At 69.1% G+C, this 15,064-nt stretch carries 10 protein-coding genes and 4 pseudogenes; 11 read left to right on the forward strand and 3 right to left on the reverse strand.

The genetic code is table 11. The features are described 5' to 3' along the window. Positions 1 to 38: 38 nt before the first annotated feature. From CTZ28_RS49570 to CTZ28_RS49575, 3 genes and pseudogenes are all read left to right on the forward strand, one after another. Positions 39 to 367, forward strand: a pseudogene (locus CTZ28_RS49570) (transposase); the annotation flags it as partial. Between the two features lie 530 nt (positions 368 to 897). Continuing rightward, entirely contained in the window at positions 898 to 2,679 is a 1,782-nt protein-coding gene (locus CTZ28_RS20550) for a reverse transcriptase/maturase family protein (RefSeq protein WP_183154482.1), read from the forward strand. Between the two features lie 108 nt (positions 2,680 to 2,787). Further along, positions 2,788 to 2,883 (forward strand): annotated as a pseudogene (locus CTZ28_RS49575) (IS5/IS1182 family transposase); the annotation flags it as partial. 27 nt (positions 2,884 to 2,910) lie between these two features. Here CTZ28_RS49575 and CTZ28_RS20555 read toward each other — a convergent pair. Together CTZ28_RS20555 and CTZ28_RS20560 are read right to left on the reverse strand one after the other, a co-directional pair. Beyond that, the gene (locus tag CTZ28_RS20555) at positions 2,911 to 5,310 is read right to left on the reverse strand and encodes a S8 family peptidase (RefSeq protein ID WP_183154483.1); all 2,400 of its coding nucleotides are present in this window, start codon (positions 5,308 to 5,310) and stop codon (positions 2,911 to 2,913) included. Between the two features lie 223 nt (positions 5,311 to 5,533). Further along, the gene (locus CTZ28_RS20560; protein ID WP_121891107.1) at positions 5,534 to 6,514 is read right to left on the reverse strand and encodes an AAA family ATPase; all 981 of its coding nucleotides are present in this window, start codon (positions 6,512 to 6,514) and stop codon (positions 5,534 to 5,536) included. A 267-nt stretch (positions 6,515 to 6,781) separates the two neighbouring features. Between CTZ28_RS20560 and CTZ28_RS47095 the strand changes: the two genes are divergently transcribed. The 5 genes and pseudogenes from CTZ28_RS47095 (at position 6,782) to CTZ28_RS20580 (ending at position 10,746) form a co-directional block, all read left to right on the forward strand. Next, entirely contained in the window at positions 6,782 to 6,922 is a 141-nt protein-coding gene (locus CTZ28_RS47095; protein ID WP_183154484.1) for a hypothetical protein, read from the forward strand. Positions 6,923 to 7,170: 248 nt separating this feature from the next. Next, a pseudogene (locus CTZ28_RS20565) lies at positions 7,171 to 8,007 on the forward strand (radical SAM protein); the annotation flags it as partial. Positions 8,008 to 8,142: 135 nt separating this feature from the next. Next, positions 8,143 to 9,765, forward strand: a complete 1,623-nt coding sequence (locus CTZ28_RS20570) for an alpha/beta hydrolase (protein ID WP_121891108.1) — start codon at positions 8,143 to 8,145, stop codon at positions 9,763 to 9,765. A 61-nt stretch (positions 9,766 to 9,826) separates the two neighbouring features. Then, a complete protein-coding gene (locus tag CTZ28_RS20575) occupies positions 9,827 to 10,225 on the forward strand; it encodes a RidA family protein (RefSeq protein ID WP_121891109.1) in 399 nt (132 codons plus the stop codon). Positions 10,226 to 10,245: 20 nt separating this feature from the next. Beyond that, on the forward strand, positions 10,246 to 10,746 hold the full coding sequence (locus CTZ28_RS20580) for a GNAT family N-acetyltransferase (protein ID WP_121891128.1): 501 nt from the start codon (positions 10,246 to 10,248) through the stop codon (positions 10,744 to 10,746). 7 nt (positions 10,747 to 10,753) lie between these two features. On the opposite strand, the gene CTZ28_RS20585 is transcribed toward CTZ28_RS20580, so the two are convergent. Beyond that, on the reverse strand, positions 10,754 to 11,329 hold the full coding sequence (locus tag CTZ28_RS20585; RefSeq protein ID WP_121891110.1) for an adenylosuccinate lyase: 576 nt from the start codon (positions 11,327 to 11,329) through the stop codon (positions 10,754 to 10,756). A 366-nt stretch (positions 11,330 to 11,695) separates the two neighbouring features. On the opposite strand from CTZ28_RS20585, the gene CTZ28_RS20590 reads away from it, so the two are divergent. From CTZ28_RS20590 to CTZ28_RS20600, 3 genes and pseudogenes are all read left to right on the forward strand, one after another. Further along, positions 11,696 to 13,501: a 3-hydroxyacyl-CoA dehydrogenase family protein gene (locus CTZ28_RS20590; RefSeq protein ID WP_121891111.1), complete on the forward strand. Its 1,806-nt coding sequence runs from the start codon at positions 11,696 to 11,698 to the stop codon at positions 13,499 to 13,501. Between the two features lie 154 nt (positions 13,502 to 13,655). Beyond that, a complete protein-coding gene (locus CTZ28_RS20595; RefSeq protein WP_259471712.1) occupies positions 13,656 to 14,477 on the forward strand; it encodes a TetR family transcriptional regulator in 822 nt (273 codons plus the stop codon). A 422-nt stretch (positions 14,478 to 14,899) separates the two neighbouring features. Continuing rightward, a pseudogene (locus tag CTZ28_RS20600) lies at positions 14,900 to 15,064 on the forward strand (crotonyl-CoA carboxylase/reductase); the annotation flags it as partial.

The following is a 15,064-nucleotide window of genomic DNA, read 5'->3' on the forward strand; positions in this document are numbered from 1 at the left end:
GCCGGAACTCGTAGCGGCGGCCGGATTTGAACCAGCGCCTCGCTGCCGATGCCCGCTGCCGGCCCCAGACGTTCGTCCTCACCGCCGTGAAGGCCTGCGACGCACCCGCCTTCACGGACGTCATGACCCGCCTGCGCGGTCCCCGACGGCGTGGCCGTCGCGCACCAGGCCGGACGTGGTCCTGGCGGACAAGTCCTACTCGCCCCGCGCGATCCGCGACCACCTGCGCAGACGCAAAATCCGGGCGGTCATCCTGGTGCCCGCCGATCAGCGGAGCCACCGGCTGTGACGCGGCAGCCGGGGCGGTCGGCCACCGGCCTTCGACCGCGAGGCCTACAAGCAGCGCAACACCGTCGAACGGTGCATGTGCGGCACGAGGCGCCTTGTTGTATCCCCGGCACAGCCGGGAGGAATTGGAGGGATATTCCTGGGCCTGATGGCTCACCTGGATCCGAAAGGTGAAGGGGACCAGAGCATGCCAGAGAATCAGTGACCGGGCTCAGTTGCCAGGGACGGTGCGCTGAGGGGCCCGCGTGATAAGGCGAAAGCTGGATTGCCTGAACCCCAATCTCCAGTCGATGAAAGTTCGCATCCATCGGAAAGGCTACTGAAACCGATGCCATGTCCTGTGGCGGCTTTGATGCATGGCCGACATACCTTCCGCGACATGGGGCGATGCCCAGTGAGGGCATTGAAGGAGATGAGTGGGGCGCCTACGTCACGCTATGACGTACAACAAGGACGAACGTGGGATCGCCTACGGGGTGCGAACCCTAGGGCGACGGAGTGCCCGTAGTAGTCGCAGGAGTAACGACCTGCTGAGGAGAGCGGGAAAGCCGCTCGCAGGGCGAAGGGGCACAGGTGACTGGATGCGAATGAGACCGGGAGGTATGCGAAATGCAGAGTGCCGACACGGTGTTAGGCATCCTTCGTGAGCGCGGCAGACGTGGTCTGTCATGTAGTGAGCTGTATCGGCAAATGTTCAACCCGCAGTTGTACCTGGCGGCTTACGGCCGCATCTACTCCAATAAAGGGGCGATGACGCCGGGAGTCTCGCAAGAAACCGTGGACGGCATGTCACTGGGCAAGGTAGGTCGCATCGTTGATGCGATGCGTCACGAGCGCTACCAGTTCAGCCCAGTAAAACGAGTCAACATTCCCAAGAAGAATGGGAAGACCCGGCCGCTTGGACTGCCGACCTGGTCGGACAAGCTCGTCGGCGAGGTGATGCGTCTCCTTCTGGAGGCATACTTCGAGCCGCAGTTCTCCGACCGGTCCCACGGGTTCCGGCCCAAACGGGGCTGTCACACCGCCTTGACGGAGGTGGGCAATACCTGGACGGGTACGACCTGGTTCATCGAAGGTGATATCTCTGACTGCTTCGGTTCGATCGACCTTCAAGTCGTTATCGAGACGCTGGCAGAACGGATTCACGATGGCCGGTTTCCTCGGCTCGTGCGCAACATGCTTGAGGCCGGTTACATGGAGGACTGGACCTGGGGAGCCACGCTCAGCGGGGCACCTCAAGGCGGAGTACTCTCTCAGCTGCTGTCCAATATCTACCTGCACCGACTGGACAGTTTTGTCGAGAAGGTTCTGATTCCGCACAACACCCGAGGGCGAACCAGGGCCCGCAACCCTGCCTACCTGGAGGTGGTCAACGCGATCGCGCGCGCTCGCAGGCGGGGAGATCGGGCCGAAGTCCGGTCACTTCGCAAGCAGCAGCGCAGTATCCCCAGCGTGGATCCGAACGATCCGGGCTTCCGGAGACTGCGCTATGTGCGATACGCCGATGACACCCTTCTTGGGTTCATCGGGCCGAGATCCGAGGCCGAGGAGATCAAACGGCAGCTCGCGGTATTCCTTCGTGAAGACGTCAAGTTGGAATTATCGCCAGAGAAGACACTGATCACCCATGCCCGTAAGGGGGGCACGGCATCGTTCCTCGGATACGAGATCACCGTGCAACACAACGACAGGCAGGCAACCCGAGGCCGCAGGACGGCTAACGGTTCGATTGCTCTACGTGTGCCAGCAAAGGTGATCCGGGACAAGGCATCCATATACCTCAGCCGCGGAAAACCCGCGCACCGGCCCCAACTCTTGAACGACGACGACTACACCATCGTCAACGTCTACGGGGCCGAATACCGGGGCATCGTCCAGTACTACCTCCTGGCCGGCAATGTATGCCGATTACATCGGCTGCGTTGGGCCATGGAAACCTCGTTGCTCAAGACACTGGCAGCGAAGTATCGCTCGACGGTGTCCAAGATGGCGGCCCGCTACAAGGCCAAGATCGAGACACCGAATGGGCCCCGCACATGCTTCGAAGCCAAGGTCTCCCGCAGTGCAGGCAGGAAGCCACTGGTCGCACGATTCGGCGGAATCTCACTGACGCGACAGAAGGCAGTGATCCTCACGGACCGTCAAGCGGCCAACCCCCACCCCAGAAAGGAGCTGATTACCCGGCTCTTGAAGGGGAAGTGCGAGCTATGCGGGACGTCGGAAGACGTGCGGGTGCACCACATCCGAAAACTCGCTGACCTCGACAGGGTAGAGCCGCCTACCGAATGGCATCAGGTCATGGTGAAGAAACGGCGCAAGACTCTGGTTGTCTGCATCGGCTGCCATGACACGATCCACTCAGGAAAGCCAACCGGTAGCGTCACGAAATAGGTCACTGGAGAGCCCGTTACGGGGAAACTCGTACGGCGGGTTCGGAGGGGGGCCGTGCGGAAAAGGGCCTGCACATGGCAGGCACCTCGTCGCGCGGCCTACCCAACCAACCGCCTGAAGCAGTGGCGAGGCATCGCCACCCGCTACGAGAAGACCGCCACCATCTACCTGGCCGGACTCCACATCGCCGGCATCTTCCTCTGGTCCGCCCGCTGCTCCAAACGAAAGTCCCTAAAAGAGTCGAGAGTCGATGATGGAGGTTTCGACGGCGCTGGCGATCTCGGTGGGTACGGGGACGCCGAGTTGGATGGCGGTGGGTGTGTAGAGGTCGGCGGTGACTTCGGGTGTGGTCAGTGACACGAGCAGGCCGTAGGTCATGGGGCGCCCGACTCGGTTGGCGCTGTTGTTGTACTTCCACCAGCCGCCGGCGGGATAGACGGCGAGTACACCGCAGTCGGCGAGTTCCTGGGCGGTTCCTCGCCAGATGTCTGCGTGCAGGCTGCCGCGTTCTCGGTTGGTCGGACCGACGAGCCAGTTGCGGTCGCTGTCGAAGGGCCGGATCGTGGTGCGAGCGTCGTCCTCGGCCTGGGCGGCTTGTGCAATGCGGCCTTCGAATTGCTGTGTGGTCTCGTAGGGGCCCTTGAGCGCGAAGCGGAGCCGGTGGGATGCGTAGGTGTGCTGTCCGAGCATGCCCTTGCGGCCTGGATTGGGCTCGATGAAGTAGGAGAGGGTCACCCGCAGCCGGACTTCGGCGGCGCCGAGGTCGAGGAGCTGTTCGCGGGGCCAGGGCAGTTCGTGGAGTTTGAGTTCGCCGAGGCGGATGTCGCGTCGTTCACGGACGAAGGGCACCAGGGAGCCTTGGATGATCATGGTGACCGCGCTTGCGGTGCTGGCCAGCACCCGCTCCTCGGTGGGGACGCCCCAGCCGTAGCGTCGCAGCACGGTGCGCGTGAACTGCCCTGCGGAGATCTTGCGGCGTCCGTTCCGGTTGAAGACGCCTTCGGTCATGGCATCCGTCCACTGGGCCTCATGAACAAGCAGGCCCCGGACCGTCTCCGCCCGCAGGTTCGGGTAGCGGGCATGTGCCAGGGCGGCCAGGCGGGCGGCTTGGGCGGTCGCCGCGCTCGTGGCGTCAATGGTGGTGAGGAGCTGGCCGAGGTGCGAGCGGGCCGTGGTGGTCAGCGAGCTCGCGTCGTGGCCGTCGACTCGGGTGACCTCCTGGTCGACGAGGAGGTTGCCTCCTTCCATCACGATGTCAGGTTTGCATGCTGCGGCTTCCTTGAACATCACGGAGGTGCGGCTGTGCGGTGACAGGGTTCCCGGGGCCGCAACGGCGCGGTAGCCGGCGTAGTCCTGGTGGGTGGGTACGTGGTCGATCTCGGTATGGGCGCCGACGGTCAGGGCGTTCCACGCCTGGGCGGGGTCTTCGATGCGGGAGGTGTCGCACAGGGCCAGGTGGGTGGAGCTCCCGTCGGCGGCGATAAGGTCGGTGGCCCGGTGGTCTCGGATGTTGCCGGCCGAGATGACCAGGAGTCGGGATTGGGTGGGCTCGGGAGGGCCCAGTAGATCGATGCGGTCGTCGGTGACGGTGATGTCGGTGCCGGCAGCGACAGCGTCCACCGATGCGGACCACAGGGTGGCTGTTCCGTCGGTGCCGTTGCTGTCCGGACCGGACTCGGCGGTCACCGCCATACCAAAGACCCGGGTACGCGGATTCTCCGGATCGGCTGTCTCCGCCGTGGCGACGGCCGTCGCGGTCACTTCACCGTGCGGACGGGGAATGTCGAGTTGCCTGCGTGGGAGGATTTTGACTGTCTCCACGTGGTGGTCGAGCTGGACCGGGGTGAGGGACGTGAGCGCGCTCTCCAGATCTCCGAACGCGGTAAGACCGGCCATCCTGGTGCCGTGCCCCTGGGGATGGTTGTCGTCCGGCCCCTCCTGGCCCATGACGCTGTGGGCGGCGATGAGCACAGGCCGCAGCAGCGGGTGCTCCTGATCCACGCCCGTATCGAGCAGAGTGACTACGGGTGCGCCGGTGGAGGCGGGCCTGATCCGGTTCACCAGGTCGGCGACGAAGTCGCGGTGCAGCTCTCGCAGTGCGCGGCTGTGGAGTTCCTCGGTGAAGGTAGGTTTGCGGATCTCGGACGGGCAGGCGTTGGTACGCAGGATCTGTGTGAGCCCGCGGATGCTGGTGTGGACCTGGGCGACCTTGAACTGCGCGATACCGATGGTCCGTTGTGCCACCTGCCATCCGTTGGCCTGTGCCAGCCGGCGCAGGGTCTCCACCGCGTCCGAGTCACTGAGCTTGGAGTCGATCCACAGCTCCCACCAGACGTCGGCGCCTTCGTCGGGCAGTGGCAGCTTCTCCTGCCACAGATTCTCGACCGTGGCTCGTTCGATCTGCTCGATATTGGCGACGAGTGCAGCGTTTCTGGGGCTGCCGGAGGGACTGTCCTCGGCGGCGAACTGGTCGATCTTCCTCAGCAGAGTGGGAACTGCACCGTCCGGGATCCAGACGACCGCTTCCTGAGGGTGCTGCTCATCCGCCTCACGGACGTTCATGAGCGTGAGGTCGGACTTGTCGAGGGAGTCCAGCTTCAGCTCGTGCTCGGGTGCAGCCTGAACGGTCACCGCGAAGCCAGCGGCCCGGTCGCGGTCATCGACGGTCTGACGGTGAAGGAGAGCCTCGCTCTGTACTTCTTCGACGTCGGTCTTCAGTCGGCTCGCGTGTCCGGCTCGGTCCGCGGACCTGTCCACCAGCTTCGAGGGCTGCACGGCAGGGGCGGGCGGCCGTGGGGTGAGGGTTCTCGGTGACCAGGGAACCAGGAGATGCGGGGCGCTCGGAGGGGAACCCTCAGGCATGACGCAGGAGGTGCCTTTCGTTGAGGGCGTCCCTCAGATGGTCGGCATCGATCGCGTCGCTCCCCCCGAGAATCGCCCGCTTGGCGGCCGCCTCAGCAGCCTTGACCAGCTCAGCGTGACTCAGCTGCTCTGTGAGAGCAGAGAGATCTGCCCACTTTACTTCTGATGTGTCCATTGCGGCGAGACGTCGTCGAAGAATTTCGATCGCCTGACTGGTCGACGGCTGGTCATAGACGATCGCCAGATCGAATCGGCGGAAGAGCGCCGTGTCCAGGAGGCGGCGGTGATTGGTCGCGGCCACCACCAGGCTCTCCGCGGGCGCCTGATCCAGGAAGAGAAGGAAGGAGTTGAGGATACGGCGCGCCTCTCCGACATCGTTGCTGCTGGCGCGGTCCGCTCCCAGCGCATCGAACTCGTCGAAGAGGTAGACGGCACGGGTCTGTGCAGCGGCGTCGAAGACGAGGCGGAGCTTTGCGGCGGTCTCCCCCATGAACCGGCTGATCAGCCCGTCCAGCCGGATGGTGAACAGCGGAAGACCGAGCTCACGGGCGAGCGCGGCCGCGGTCATGCTCTTGCCGGTTCCCGGAGGGCCGGACAGCAGCAGCCGATGCACAGGCACGAAGCCGAAGCGCTCCAGCCGGCCACGCTGGCGCTGTTCATGCAGCACTTTCTCCAGTGCCGTCTGGGTGCTCTCCGCAAGGGTCATATCAGTCAGCTGTGTGGCGGGGTAATCGGCGGTGAGCAAACTTGCCAGCTCACCGCGCGGCTGCACCACTGGAGTCGGCGTGGACTGGCGGCCGATCTTTTCCGCCCGCGAGGCCTCAATGACCTCCCGGAGCTCGCCAGCCAGGCGCGTGTGACCCTGGCGTGCAGACTTCGCCGCCACCTGCAGCGCAATGCTGTAGAACCGGTCGTCGTCGCCGGCAGCGTGTGCATTCAGCATCGCCTTGAGATGATCGGCGCTCGCCGTCACGGTCCACGCCTCCCTCGCTCCTAGGTCCAGATACCGTAACGCGGACCTCAGACAGTCAGCATGTCAGGCTCCGGCACCCGGACCACATCATGATTCTCGCCAACCGGCGCCTCGACAGGCCCTGCGCCTGCCAAGAAACTCATCCTTCCTGGTGGGGGCTGGTGTACGGGTGGTGTCGAGCCCGGGCGTTTGGGCGGGTGCTCTGGGTACCTGGTGAGTGCCCCGGCAGGATGATCTGTCGTACTGCTTCGGCTTGCCTGCCCGTATGTGGCGAACGTGTTCGCCCTGCTGCGGCTGCTGCCGGTGAGCAACCAGGACACGGACACGGAGATCCTCGCGCTGCGTCATCAGATCACCCGTGCTGGAACGCCGGCCCGGTCGGGACCGGGTGCGGTTCGCCCCGAGTGACCGGGTGTTCCTGGCCGCGCCACTGCACCGGCTCCCGCGCGGTGTGCTGCGCCGGGCACGGCTGCTGGTGCGCCCCGACACTGTGCTGCACTGGCACCGTGACCTGGTCTCGCACCGCAACACGGCCCATTCCCGGCCAGGGGCGTGCGGCTCGGCCGCGTACCGCATGCCCGATCCGCCTTCCCGTGCCGCGTCCGGCGCGGGAGAATCCGCCGGGGCTACCGGCGCCATCCAAGGCGAGCTGTTGGTCCTGTGTGTACTGCTTCGCCCGCAAGACGCACAGCTACCTGGACCTCGACACCGGGATCGGCTTCGACACCCAGATCGTGGTCAAGGTGAACGCGCCCGAGCTGCTGCGCCGCCAGCTCGGCTCCGCGCGCTGGCAGGGCGAGCACATCGCGATGGGCACGAACGTCGACTGCTACCAGCGCGCCGAGGGCCGCTACGGCCTGATGCCGGGCATCATCGCCGCGCTGCGCGACCGCGCGAACCCGTTCTCGATCCTGACCAAGGGCACGCTGATCCTGCGCGACCTGGACCTGCTCAAGCAGGCGTCGGAGGTGACGGACGTCGGCATCTCCGTCTCCGTCGGCTTCACCGACCCCGGCCTGTGGCGCACCGTGGAGCCGGGCACACCCGCGCCCGAACGCCGCCTCGACGTGGTGCGGACCCTCGGCGAGCACGGCATCGGCTGTGGCGTGCTGATGGCGCCGGTGGTCCCGTTCCTGAGCGACCACCCGGCCCAACTGCGGGCCACCGTACGGGCGATCGCGGCCGCCGGGGCGACCTCCGTCACCCCGCTGGTGCTGCATCTGCGGCCCGGGGCCCGCGAGTGGTTCATGGCCTGGCTCGGGCAGCACCACCCGCACCTGGTGCGCCGTTACGAGCGGCTGTACGCGGAGGGCTCCTATGCGCCGAAGTGGTACCAGCGCCGGATCACCCGTCAGGTGCACGAGCTGGCCCGGGAGTACGGCATCGGTCCCACGCGCGCGGGGATGCCGCGCCGCATCCGGCCGCCGGAGCCGGTGCTGCCGCCGGCCCAGGGAACGGAGACGGCCGAGCCGGTCCAACTCACGCTGATCTGAGAGCGTTCGAGCGCATCCAGCGGCCCAATTGGGTCAACTATCACCAGAACAGGTTCTTTCGGGCGTCCATTCCGGGACGATGCGGCGAGGACCGCGCCCCTCGCGGTCCGGATCCCTCCGTCCTGAGAGGACGCAATGAGAACACGCGCTGCCGTGCTGTGCGGTGCCGCCGTCGTCGTGGCCGGGTCGCTCACGGCCGTCCCCGCCGGCGCGAACCCGCGGCACGCCGCGACGGGCGCCCCGGCCGCCCCCGTCACCGCCACCGCCCCTTCCGGTCCTGCCGCTTCGGCCGCGAAGCTCACCTGGAAGGAGTGCGGCACCACCGATTATCCGGCGCTCCAGTGCGCGTCTCTCAAGGTGCCCCTCGACCACGCGCACCCGCAGGGAAGGCAGATCACGCTCGCGCTCTCCCGCGTCCCGCACACCGCCGCGACCTCCCAGGGCCCGCTGCTGGTCAACCCGGGCGGCCCCGGCGGCAGCGGTCTGTCGCTCGCCGGTTTCGTCGCGTCCGCGCTGCCCGAGGCGGTGGCGGCCCAGTACGACGTCATCGGCTTCGACCCGCGCGGCGTCGGCAGGAGCACGCCCGCCCTGGACTGCCGGCCCGGCCACTTCGACGCGGTGCGGCCCGACTCGGTGCCGGGCACGCCCGCGATCGAGCGGGCCAACCTCACCCGGGTGCGGGCGTTCGCCGCGGACTGCGGCAAGAAGTACGCGGACGTACTGCCGTACATCGACACCGTGAGCACCGCACGGGACCTGGACCTGATCCGGCGGGCCCTCGGCGCGCAGCGCATCAACTACCTCGGCTACTCGTACGGCACCTACCTGGGCGCGGTCTACGCGAAGCTGTATCCGGAGCGGGTGCGCCGCCTGGTGCTGGACTCGGTCGTCGACCCGACCGGCGTCTGGTACGAGGACAACCTCACCCAGGACCACGCCTTCGACGACCGCCACCGCGCCCTGATGGCCTGGATCGCCGAGCACGACTCCGTGTACCGGCTCGGCACCGACCCCGCGGCGGTCGAGGCCGAGTGGTACGCGATGCGGGCGGCGCTGGCCGCGAAGCCGGCGGGCGGCAAGGTCGGCGCCGCCGAGCTGGAGGACACCTTCATGCCGGGCGGCTACTACGACGGCTACTGGCCCCCGCTCGCCGAGGCGTTCGCGGCGTACGTGCACGACAAGAAGATCGGCCCGCTGGTGGCGGCGTACGAGGACTTCGGCGCCGTGGACGGGTCCGACGACAACGGCTTCAGCGTCTACTCGGCGGTGCAGTGCCGTGACGCCGCCTGGCCGCGCGACTGGAACCGGTGGCACCGGGACACCTGGGCGGTGTACCAGAAGGCACCGTTCATGGCCTGGAACAACACCTGGTACAACGCGTCGTGCGCCTTCTGGCCCACCGGCACCCTGCGACCGGTGAACATCGCCAACGGCAAGCTGCCGCCGGCGCTGCTGTTCCAGGCGACGGACGACGCGGCCACTCCGTACGAGGGCGGCGTGACGGTCCACCGCCTGCTCCGCGGTTCCAGCCTGGTGGTCGAGCAGGGCGGCGGGAACCATGGCGTCACCCTGAGCGGGAACGCCTGCCTCGACGAGCATCTGGCCCGCTATCTGACCGACGGCACGGTGCCACGAGGCGGCGGCGCGGCGGACGCGGTGTGCTCGCGGACACCCGGTCCCGAGCCGCTCGGCACCAAGGGGGCGTCCACCGCGGCCCGCGGCTCGGCCCTGCACGGCCTGCTCGGCTTCCGCGGCTGAGCACCGCACGATCCCGCGGCCCCGCGGGGGCGTTGTCGGACCCCTGGTCCACCATGGACGCATGAGTGAGCCGATCAGGATTCCCGCCCCCGACGGGGTCGCCCCCGCCGCGCAGTACGCCCATGTCGTGGCCGCCACCGGCCGCTTCGTCGCCGTCTCCGGCCAACTCGCCCTGGACGGGGACGGCGTGCTCGTCGGCGCGGGCGACCCGGCGGCCCAGGCCCGCCAGGTGTTCGAGAACCTGCGGCGCTGCCTGGCCGCCGCCGGCGCGGACTTCGCGGACGTCGTCAAACTCACCTACTTCGTCACGGACATGGCCCATATGCCCGCGATCCGCGCCGCCCGCGCTGCGCACATACCCGACGACCGGCTGCCGGCGGCGTCCGCCGTGCAGGTCGCCGCGCTGGTGCGCCCGGAGTTCCTGATGGAGATCGAGGCGTTCGCGGTGGTGGCCGAGTGACCGTGCCACTGGTGCGGCCCATGGCGCTCGCCGACTGCGACCGCGTCGCCGAGATCCGCGTCCACGGCTGGCAGCACGCCTACCGCAACCTCCTGCCCCAGCCCCGCCTCGACACGCTCAGCGTGTCGGCGGACGCCGAGCGGCGGCGCGCGCACTTCGGCGACGGGACGGGCCCGGTGCGGAACCTGGTGGCCGAACGGGACGGCGAGATCGTCGGCTGGGCGGCGCACGGGCCGTACCGGGACGGTGACGCGCGTACCGCCGACGCCGAGTTGTACGCGCTGTACGTCGACCCCGGGCGGCTGGGGAGCGGCATCGGGCGGGCGCTGCTGACGGAGTCGGTCCGGCAGCGCGCGGGCGCGGGCCATCCGCGGATGTTCCTGTGGGTGCTGAAGGGGAACGCGCGCGCCCGGCGCTTCTACGAGCGGGCCGGGTTCCGGCCGGACGGCGCCGAGGAGCCCTTCGACGTGGACGGCGTGCAGGTGCCCGAGGTGCGGTACGTGCGGACACTGGCCGCCTGACGGGGCGTCATCTTCGTGTGGGGAGCCGGGTCAGGGCGTGTGCCGCGGCCTCGGCGAGCGCCGGGTGGGCCAGGGCCTCGTTGAGGACGGTCCTGGCGCGGGGGTCGCCGAGCGTGCCGAGCCCCTCCACACAGGCGAGGGCCACTCGGCGGTAGGGGTCGTGCGGGCGCAGCCGCCGCTCCAGGGTGGTGATCAGCGCCGGCACGGACTCGGGGGCGCGCAGTTCCGCCAGCAGCCGGACCGGGTGCAGGGCGTAGGCGACGCGCAGTTCGTTGGTGGCGAGGGCGGCGGCGGCGCGGGCCGTGCGCGGGTCGCTGAGGCGGGCGAGGGCGTGGGCGGCGGAGGCACAGCGCGGCGGATCACGGTGGTTGAGCAGCAGCACGAGCGCCTCGAAGGCCCGCCGGTCGCCCGCGACGCCCAGCCGGAACGCGGCCAGTTCCCTGGCCCACAGCGGCTGTCCGGCCGCGACGAGCACCTCCGCGAGTTCGTCGAGGTCGTCCGTCGCGGCCAGCCGCTGGTACGCAGCCGCTCCGCGTGACTCCTGCCGTAAGCGCTCCGTGAGCGATCGCAACTCTTCGTCCACGCGTCACAGACTAGGCGTGCCGCGCGGCGCCGGGGGCCCACATGGCAAACCGCGTTCCGCTACGGGCGGGCGTGGGGGGCTGGCGCGCTCGTTACCCACCGGTTAAGCTCAGACGAGCGAGTTACCCACTCGCGCCCGCTCGCGACGGTTTGGTGACGCAGCCGTCGTGGGCGTAGGTCGGTTCGGTACCCCGTGTACCGCCGTACGACCCGGCTTCGGGACAGAGCCGGTCGGCCTCAACCGCTTCCTGGGCGGGTGTGCCCGCAGTCCGGGCGGCACCCGCACTCCTTTGCGCACCCCGTGCGCCCCCGGCGTACCAGGGGCGCGTCTCCCGTCGTCACCCTCATTCATTCCTGGAGTCCCGCGATGGCCACTCCCCTGTCCGACACCTCTCTGTCCCCGCTCAGGACCATCGCCGTCGTCGGCCTGGGCACCATGGGCACCGGCATCGCCGAGGTCCTCGCGAAGGCCGGCCGCCATGTCGTCGGCATCGACGTCAGCGAGGCCGCGGCCGCCGGCGCCCGCGCCGCCCTGGAGGCCGCCACCGCACGCGCCGTGCTGCGCGGGCGGCTGAGCGAACCGGAGCGCGCGGACGCGCTCGCCCGGGTCCGCATCTCCACCGACCTGCGGGCCGCGGCCGGCGCCGACCTCGTCATCGAGGTGGTCCCGGAGTCGTACGAGATCAAGCAGCAGGTCCTGCGCGAACTGGACGGCATCGTGCGGCCGGAGACGATCCTGGCGACGGGCACCAACGCCCTCTCGGTGACCCGCCTGGCCGCCGACTCGGCCCACCCGGAGCGCGTGCTCGGCCTGCACTTCTTCAACCCGGCGCCCGCGATGCGGCTCGTCGAGGTCGTCTCGTCCGTGCTGACGGCGCCCCAGGCCGTCGCCGCGGTCACGGACCTCGCGATCGAGCTGGGCAAGGAGCCGGTCGCGATCGGCGACCGGCCGGGGTTCGTCGCGGACGGCCTGCTGTTCGGCTACCTCAACCAGGCCGCCGCGATGTACGAGGCGAAGTACGCCTCCCGCGAGGACATCGACGCCGCGATGCGGCTGGGCTGCGGCCTGCCGATGGGCCCGCTGACCCTGCTCGACCTCATCGGCGTCGACACCGCCCGCACGGTCCTGGAGGCCATGTACGCCGCCTCCCGCGACCGGATGCACGCCCCCGCGCCGATCCTGAAGCAGCTCAGCGAGGCGGGCCTGACCGGCCGCAAGTCGGGCCGTGGCTTCTACACCTACGAGGCCCCGGGCAGCGCCACGATGGTGCGGGACGCGCTGACCCCGCTGGAGGGCGCCTTCCTCACCCCGGGCCGCCCGGTCCGCTCGGTCGGTGTCGCCGGTTCCGGGACCATGGCCGCGGGCATCGCCGAGGTGTTCGCCAAGGCCGGGTACGACGTGGTGCTCGCCGCCCGCAGCGAGGACAAGGCACGGGCCGCCAGGGCCCGGATCGGCGCGTCGCTGTCGCGCTCCGTCGACAAGGGGCGGCTGACGGCCGAGGTGGCGGCCCGGACCCTGGACCGGATCACTCCCGCCGGTTCCTGCGACGCCTTCGCCGACGTCGATCTGGCGGTCGAGGCGGTCGCCGAGGACCTGGAGGTCAAGCGGCAGCTGTTCGCGACGCTGGACAAGGTCTGCAAGCCGGGCGCGGTCCTCGCCACCACCACGTCCTCGCTGCCCGTGATCGCCTGCGCCCGCGCCACCTCGCGCCCGCAGGACGTGATCGGGATGCACTTCTTCAACCCGGCGCCGGCCATGAAGCTGGTCGAGGTGGTGCGCACCGTGCTCACCGCGGACGACGTCCACGCGACGGCCCGCGAGGTCTGCACCACCGTCAGGAAGCACCCCGTCGACTGCGGCGACCGGGCCGGCTTCATCGTCAACGCCCTGCTCTTCCCGTACCTGAACAACGCGATCAAGATGGTGCAGGAGCACTACGCCTCGCTCGACGACATCGACGCGGCGATGAAGCTGGGCGGCGGCTATCCGATGGGCCCCTTCGAGCTGCTGGACGTCGTCGGGCTCGATGTCTCCCTGGCGATCGAGAAGGTGCTGCACCGCGAGTTCCGCGACCCGGGGCTGGCCCCGGCCCCGCTGCTGGAGCATCTGGTGGCCGCGGGCTGCCTCGGCCGCAAGACCGGCCGCGGCTTCCGCGAGTATGCCCGCCGCTGAGCGTCCCGGCGACGGATTCACCGGGCGCGGCGGGACCGCGGGGGACGAGGCCTGGGGCGGACTGCTCGGCCCCGCCGCACCGCCCCCGCCGCCGAGGGGCGGGGGAAATCCCGGTCATGCGCGCCAAGCTGCGCACATGCAGTACGTTCGGGGCATGTCCCAGCCCGCCAAGTCCGCACGTACACCAGCCATGCCCGACGCGCCGGAGCGTGCCACCGGCTCCCGCGCCGCCGCCCAGCGGCTCAAGATGCGCCGGGAACTGGCGGCCGCAGCGATGGAACTGTTCGCGACCAAGGGGTACGAGGCGACCACCGTCGACGAGATCGCGGCCGCGGCCGGGGTCGCCCGGCGCACCTTCTTCCGGCACTTCCGCTCCAAGGAAGAGGCGATCTTCCCCGATCACGACGACACGCTGATCCGGGCGGAGGCCGTGCTCAACGCGGCCCCCGCGCACGAGCATCCGCTCGACACCGTGTGCCGCGGCATCAAGGAGGTCATGCGGATGTACGCGGCGCAGCCGGAGATCTCGGTCGCCCGCTACAAGCTCACCCGTGAGGTGCCCACCCTGCGCGAGGCGGAGATCGCGTCGGTGGCCCGCTACGAGCGCCTCTTCACCCGCTATCTCCTCGGCCACTTCGACGAGCACGCCCACGACGACGACGCCAACGACGATCCGCTGCTGGCGGAGGTGGCCGCGTCCGCCGTCGTCACCGCCCACAACCATGTGCTCAGGCGCTGGCTGCGGGCGGACGGCCAGGGCGATGTCGAGGCCCAGCTGGACCATGCCTTCGGGATCGTCCGGAAGACGTTCGGCACCGGGATCGGGGTCGGGCGCGCCACCGCGTCCACGCCCGGCTCCGCTGCCGTTCCCGCGACGGTCTCCCCGCAGGGCGAGGTCCTGGTGACGGTGGCCCGCACCGACGCCCCGCTGGACGAGGTGATGCGCACCATCGAGCAGGCGCTCAAGGAGCGCTGATCCGGCGCTCCCCCAGGAGAACGGCCACCCGCAAGGTGGCCGTTCTGCCATGCGTGGGCCCCATTTCGAGCGGATTTCACGGCCGGTTCGATCGATCATCGCTCATTTGTTACGTAAAGATTTCATTTGAGAGCGAGTTCTGGCACTCAGTGCCTTGTCACCTGACACGCGGTGTCATACGGTGAAGTTGTCCGGGCGGCCGGAGTGCGACGACCGTACGCACCCCTGCTGTCCCCGCGAGCCCCCTGGCTCGCGCGCCCGGACGCCTGCGTCACAGGCAACCTCCCGCGCCACAAAGCGCTGCCGAAGCACCACCCCTGCCGAACCGACGGCACCTCTCCACCCCATCCGCAGCAGCACCGACGCACCCCTCAGCGCCCCGCCCTCCCCAGGCGCTCACCGCAGGAGGCACCACCGTGACCATGAAGGACATCCTGGCCGCGATCCAATCGCCGGACGCCGTGTCCGCCGACTTCGCCGCCCTGCCGCTTCCCGAGTCGTACCGCGCGATCACTGTGCACAAGGACGAGACGGATCTGTTCGACGGGCTCGTGACCCGTGACAAGGATCCGCGCAAGTCGCTCCAT

Origin of the sequence: Streptomyces shenzhenensis (genome assembly GCF_003688995.1) — a bacterium.
GTDB lineage: Bacteria > Actinomycetota > Actinomycetes > Streptomycetales > Streptomycetaceae > Streptomyces > Streptomyces shenzhenensis_A.

What these genes read in the sequence shown, in the direction of transcription:
- CTZ28_RS20590 (WP_121891111.1), top strand. Translation starts at nt 11,696, where the DNA reads ATGGCCACTCCCCTGTCCGACACCTCTCTGTCCCCGCTCAGGACCATC.
- CTZ28_RS20580 (WP_121891128.1), top strand. Translation starts at nt 10,246, where the DNA reads ATGGCGCTCGCCGACTGCGACCGCGTCGCCGAGATCCGCGTCCACGGC.
- CTZ28_RS20570 (WP_121891108.1), top strand. Translation starts at nt 8,143, where the DNA reads ATGAGAACACGCGCTGCCGTGCTGTGCGGTGCCGCCGTCGTCGTGGCC.
- CTZ28_RS20550 (WP_183154482.1), top strand. Translation starts at nt 898, where the DNA reads ATGCAGAGTGCCGACACGGTGTTAGGCATCCTTCGTGAGCGCGGCAGA.
- CTZ28_RS20575 (WP_121891109.1), top strand. Translation starts at nt 9,827, where the DNA reads ATGAGTGAGCCGATCAGGATTCCCGCCCCCGACGGGGTCGCCCCCGCC.
- CTZ28_RS20595 (WP_259471712.1), top strand. Translation starts at nt 13,656, where the DNA reads ATGTCCCAGCCCGCCAAGTCCGCACGTACACCAGCCATGCCCGACGCG.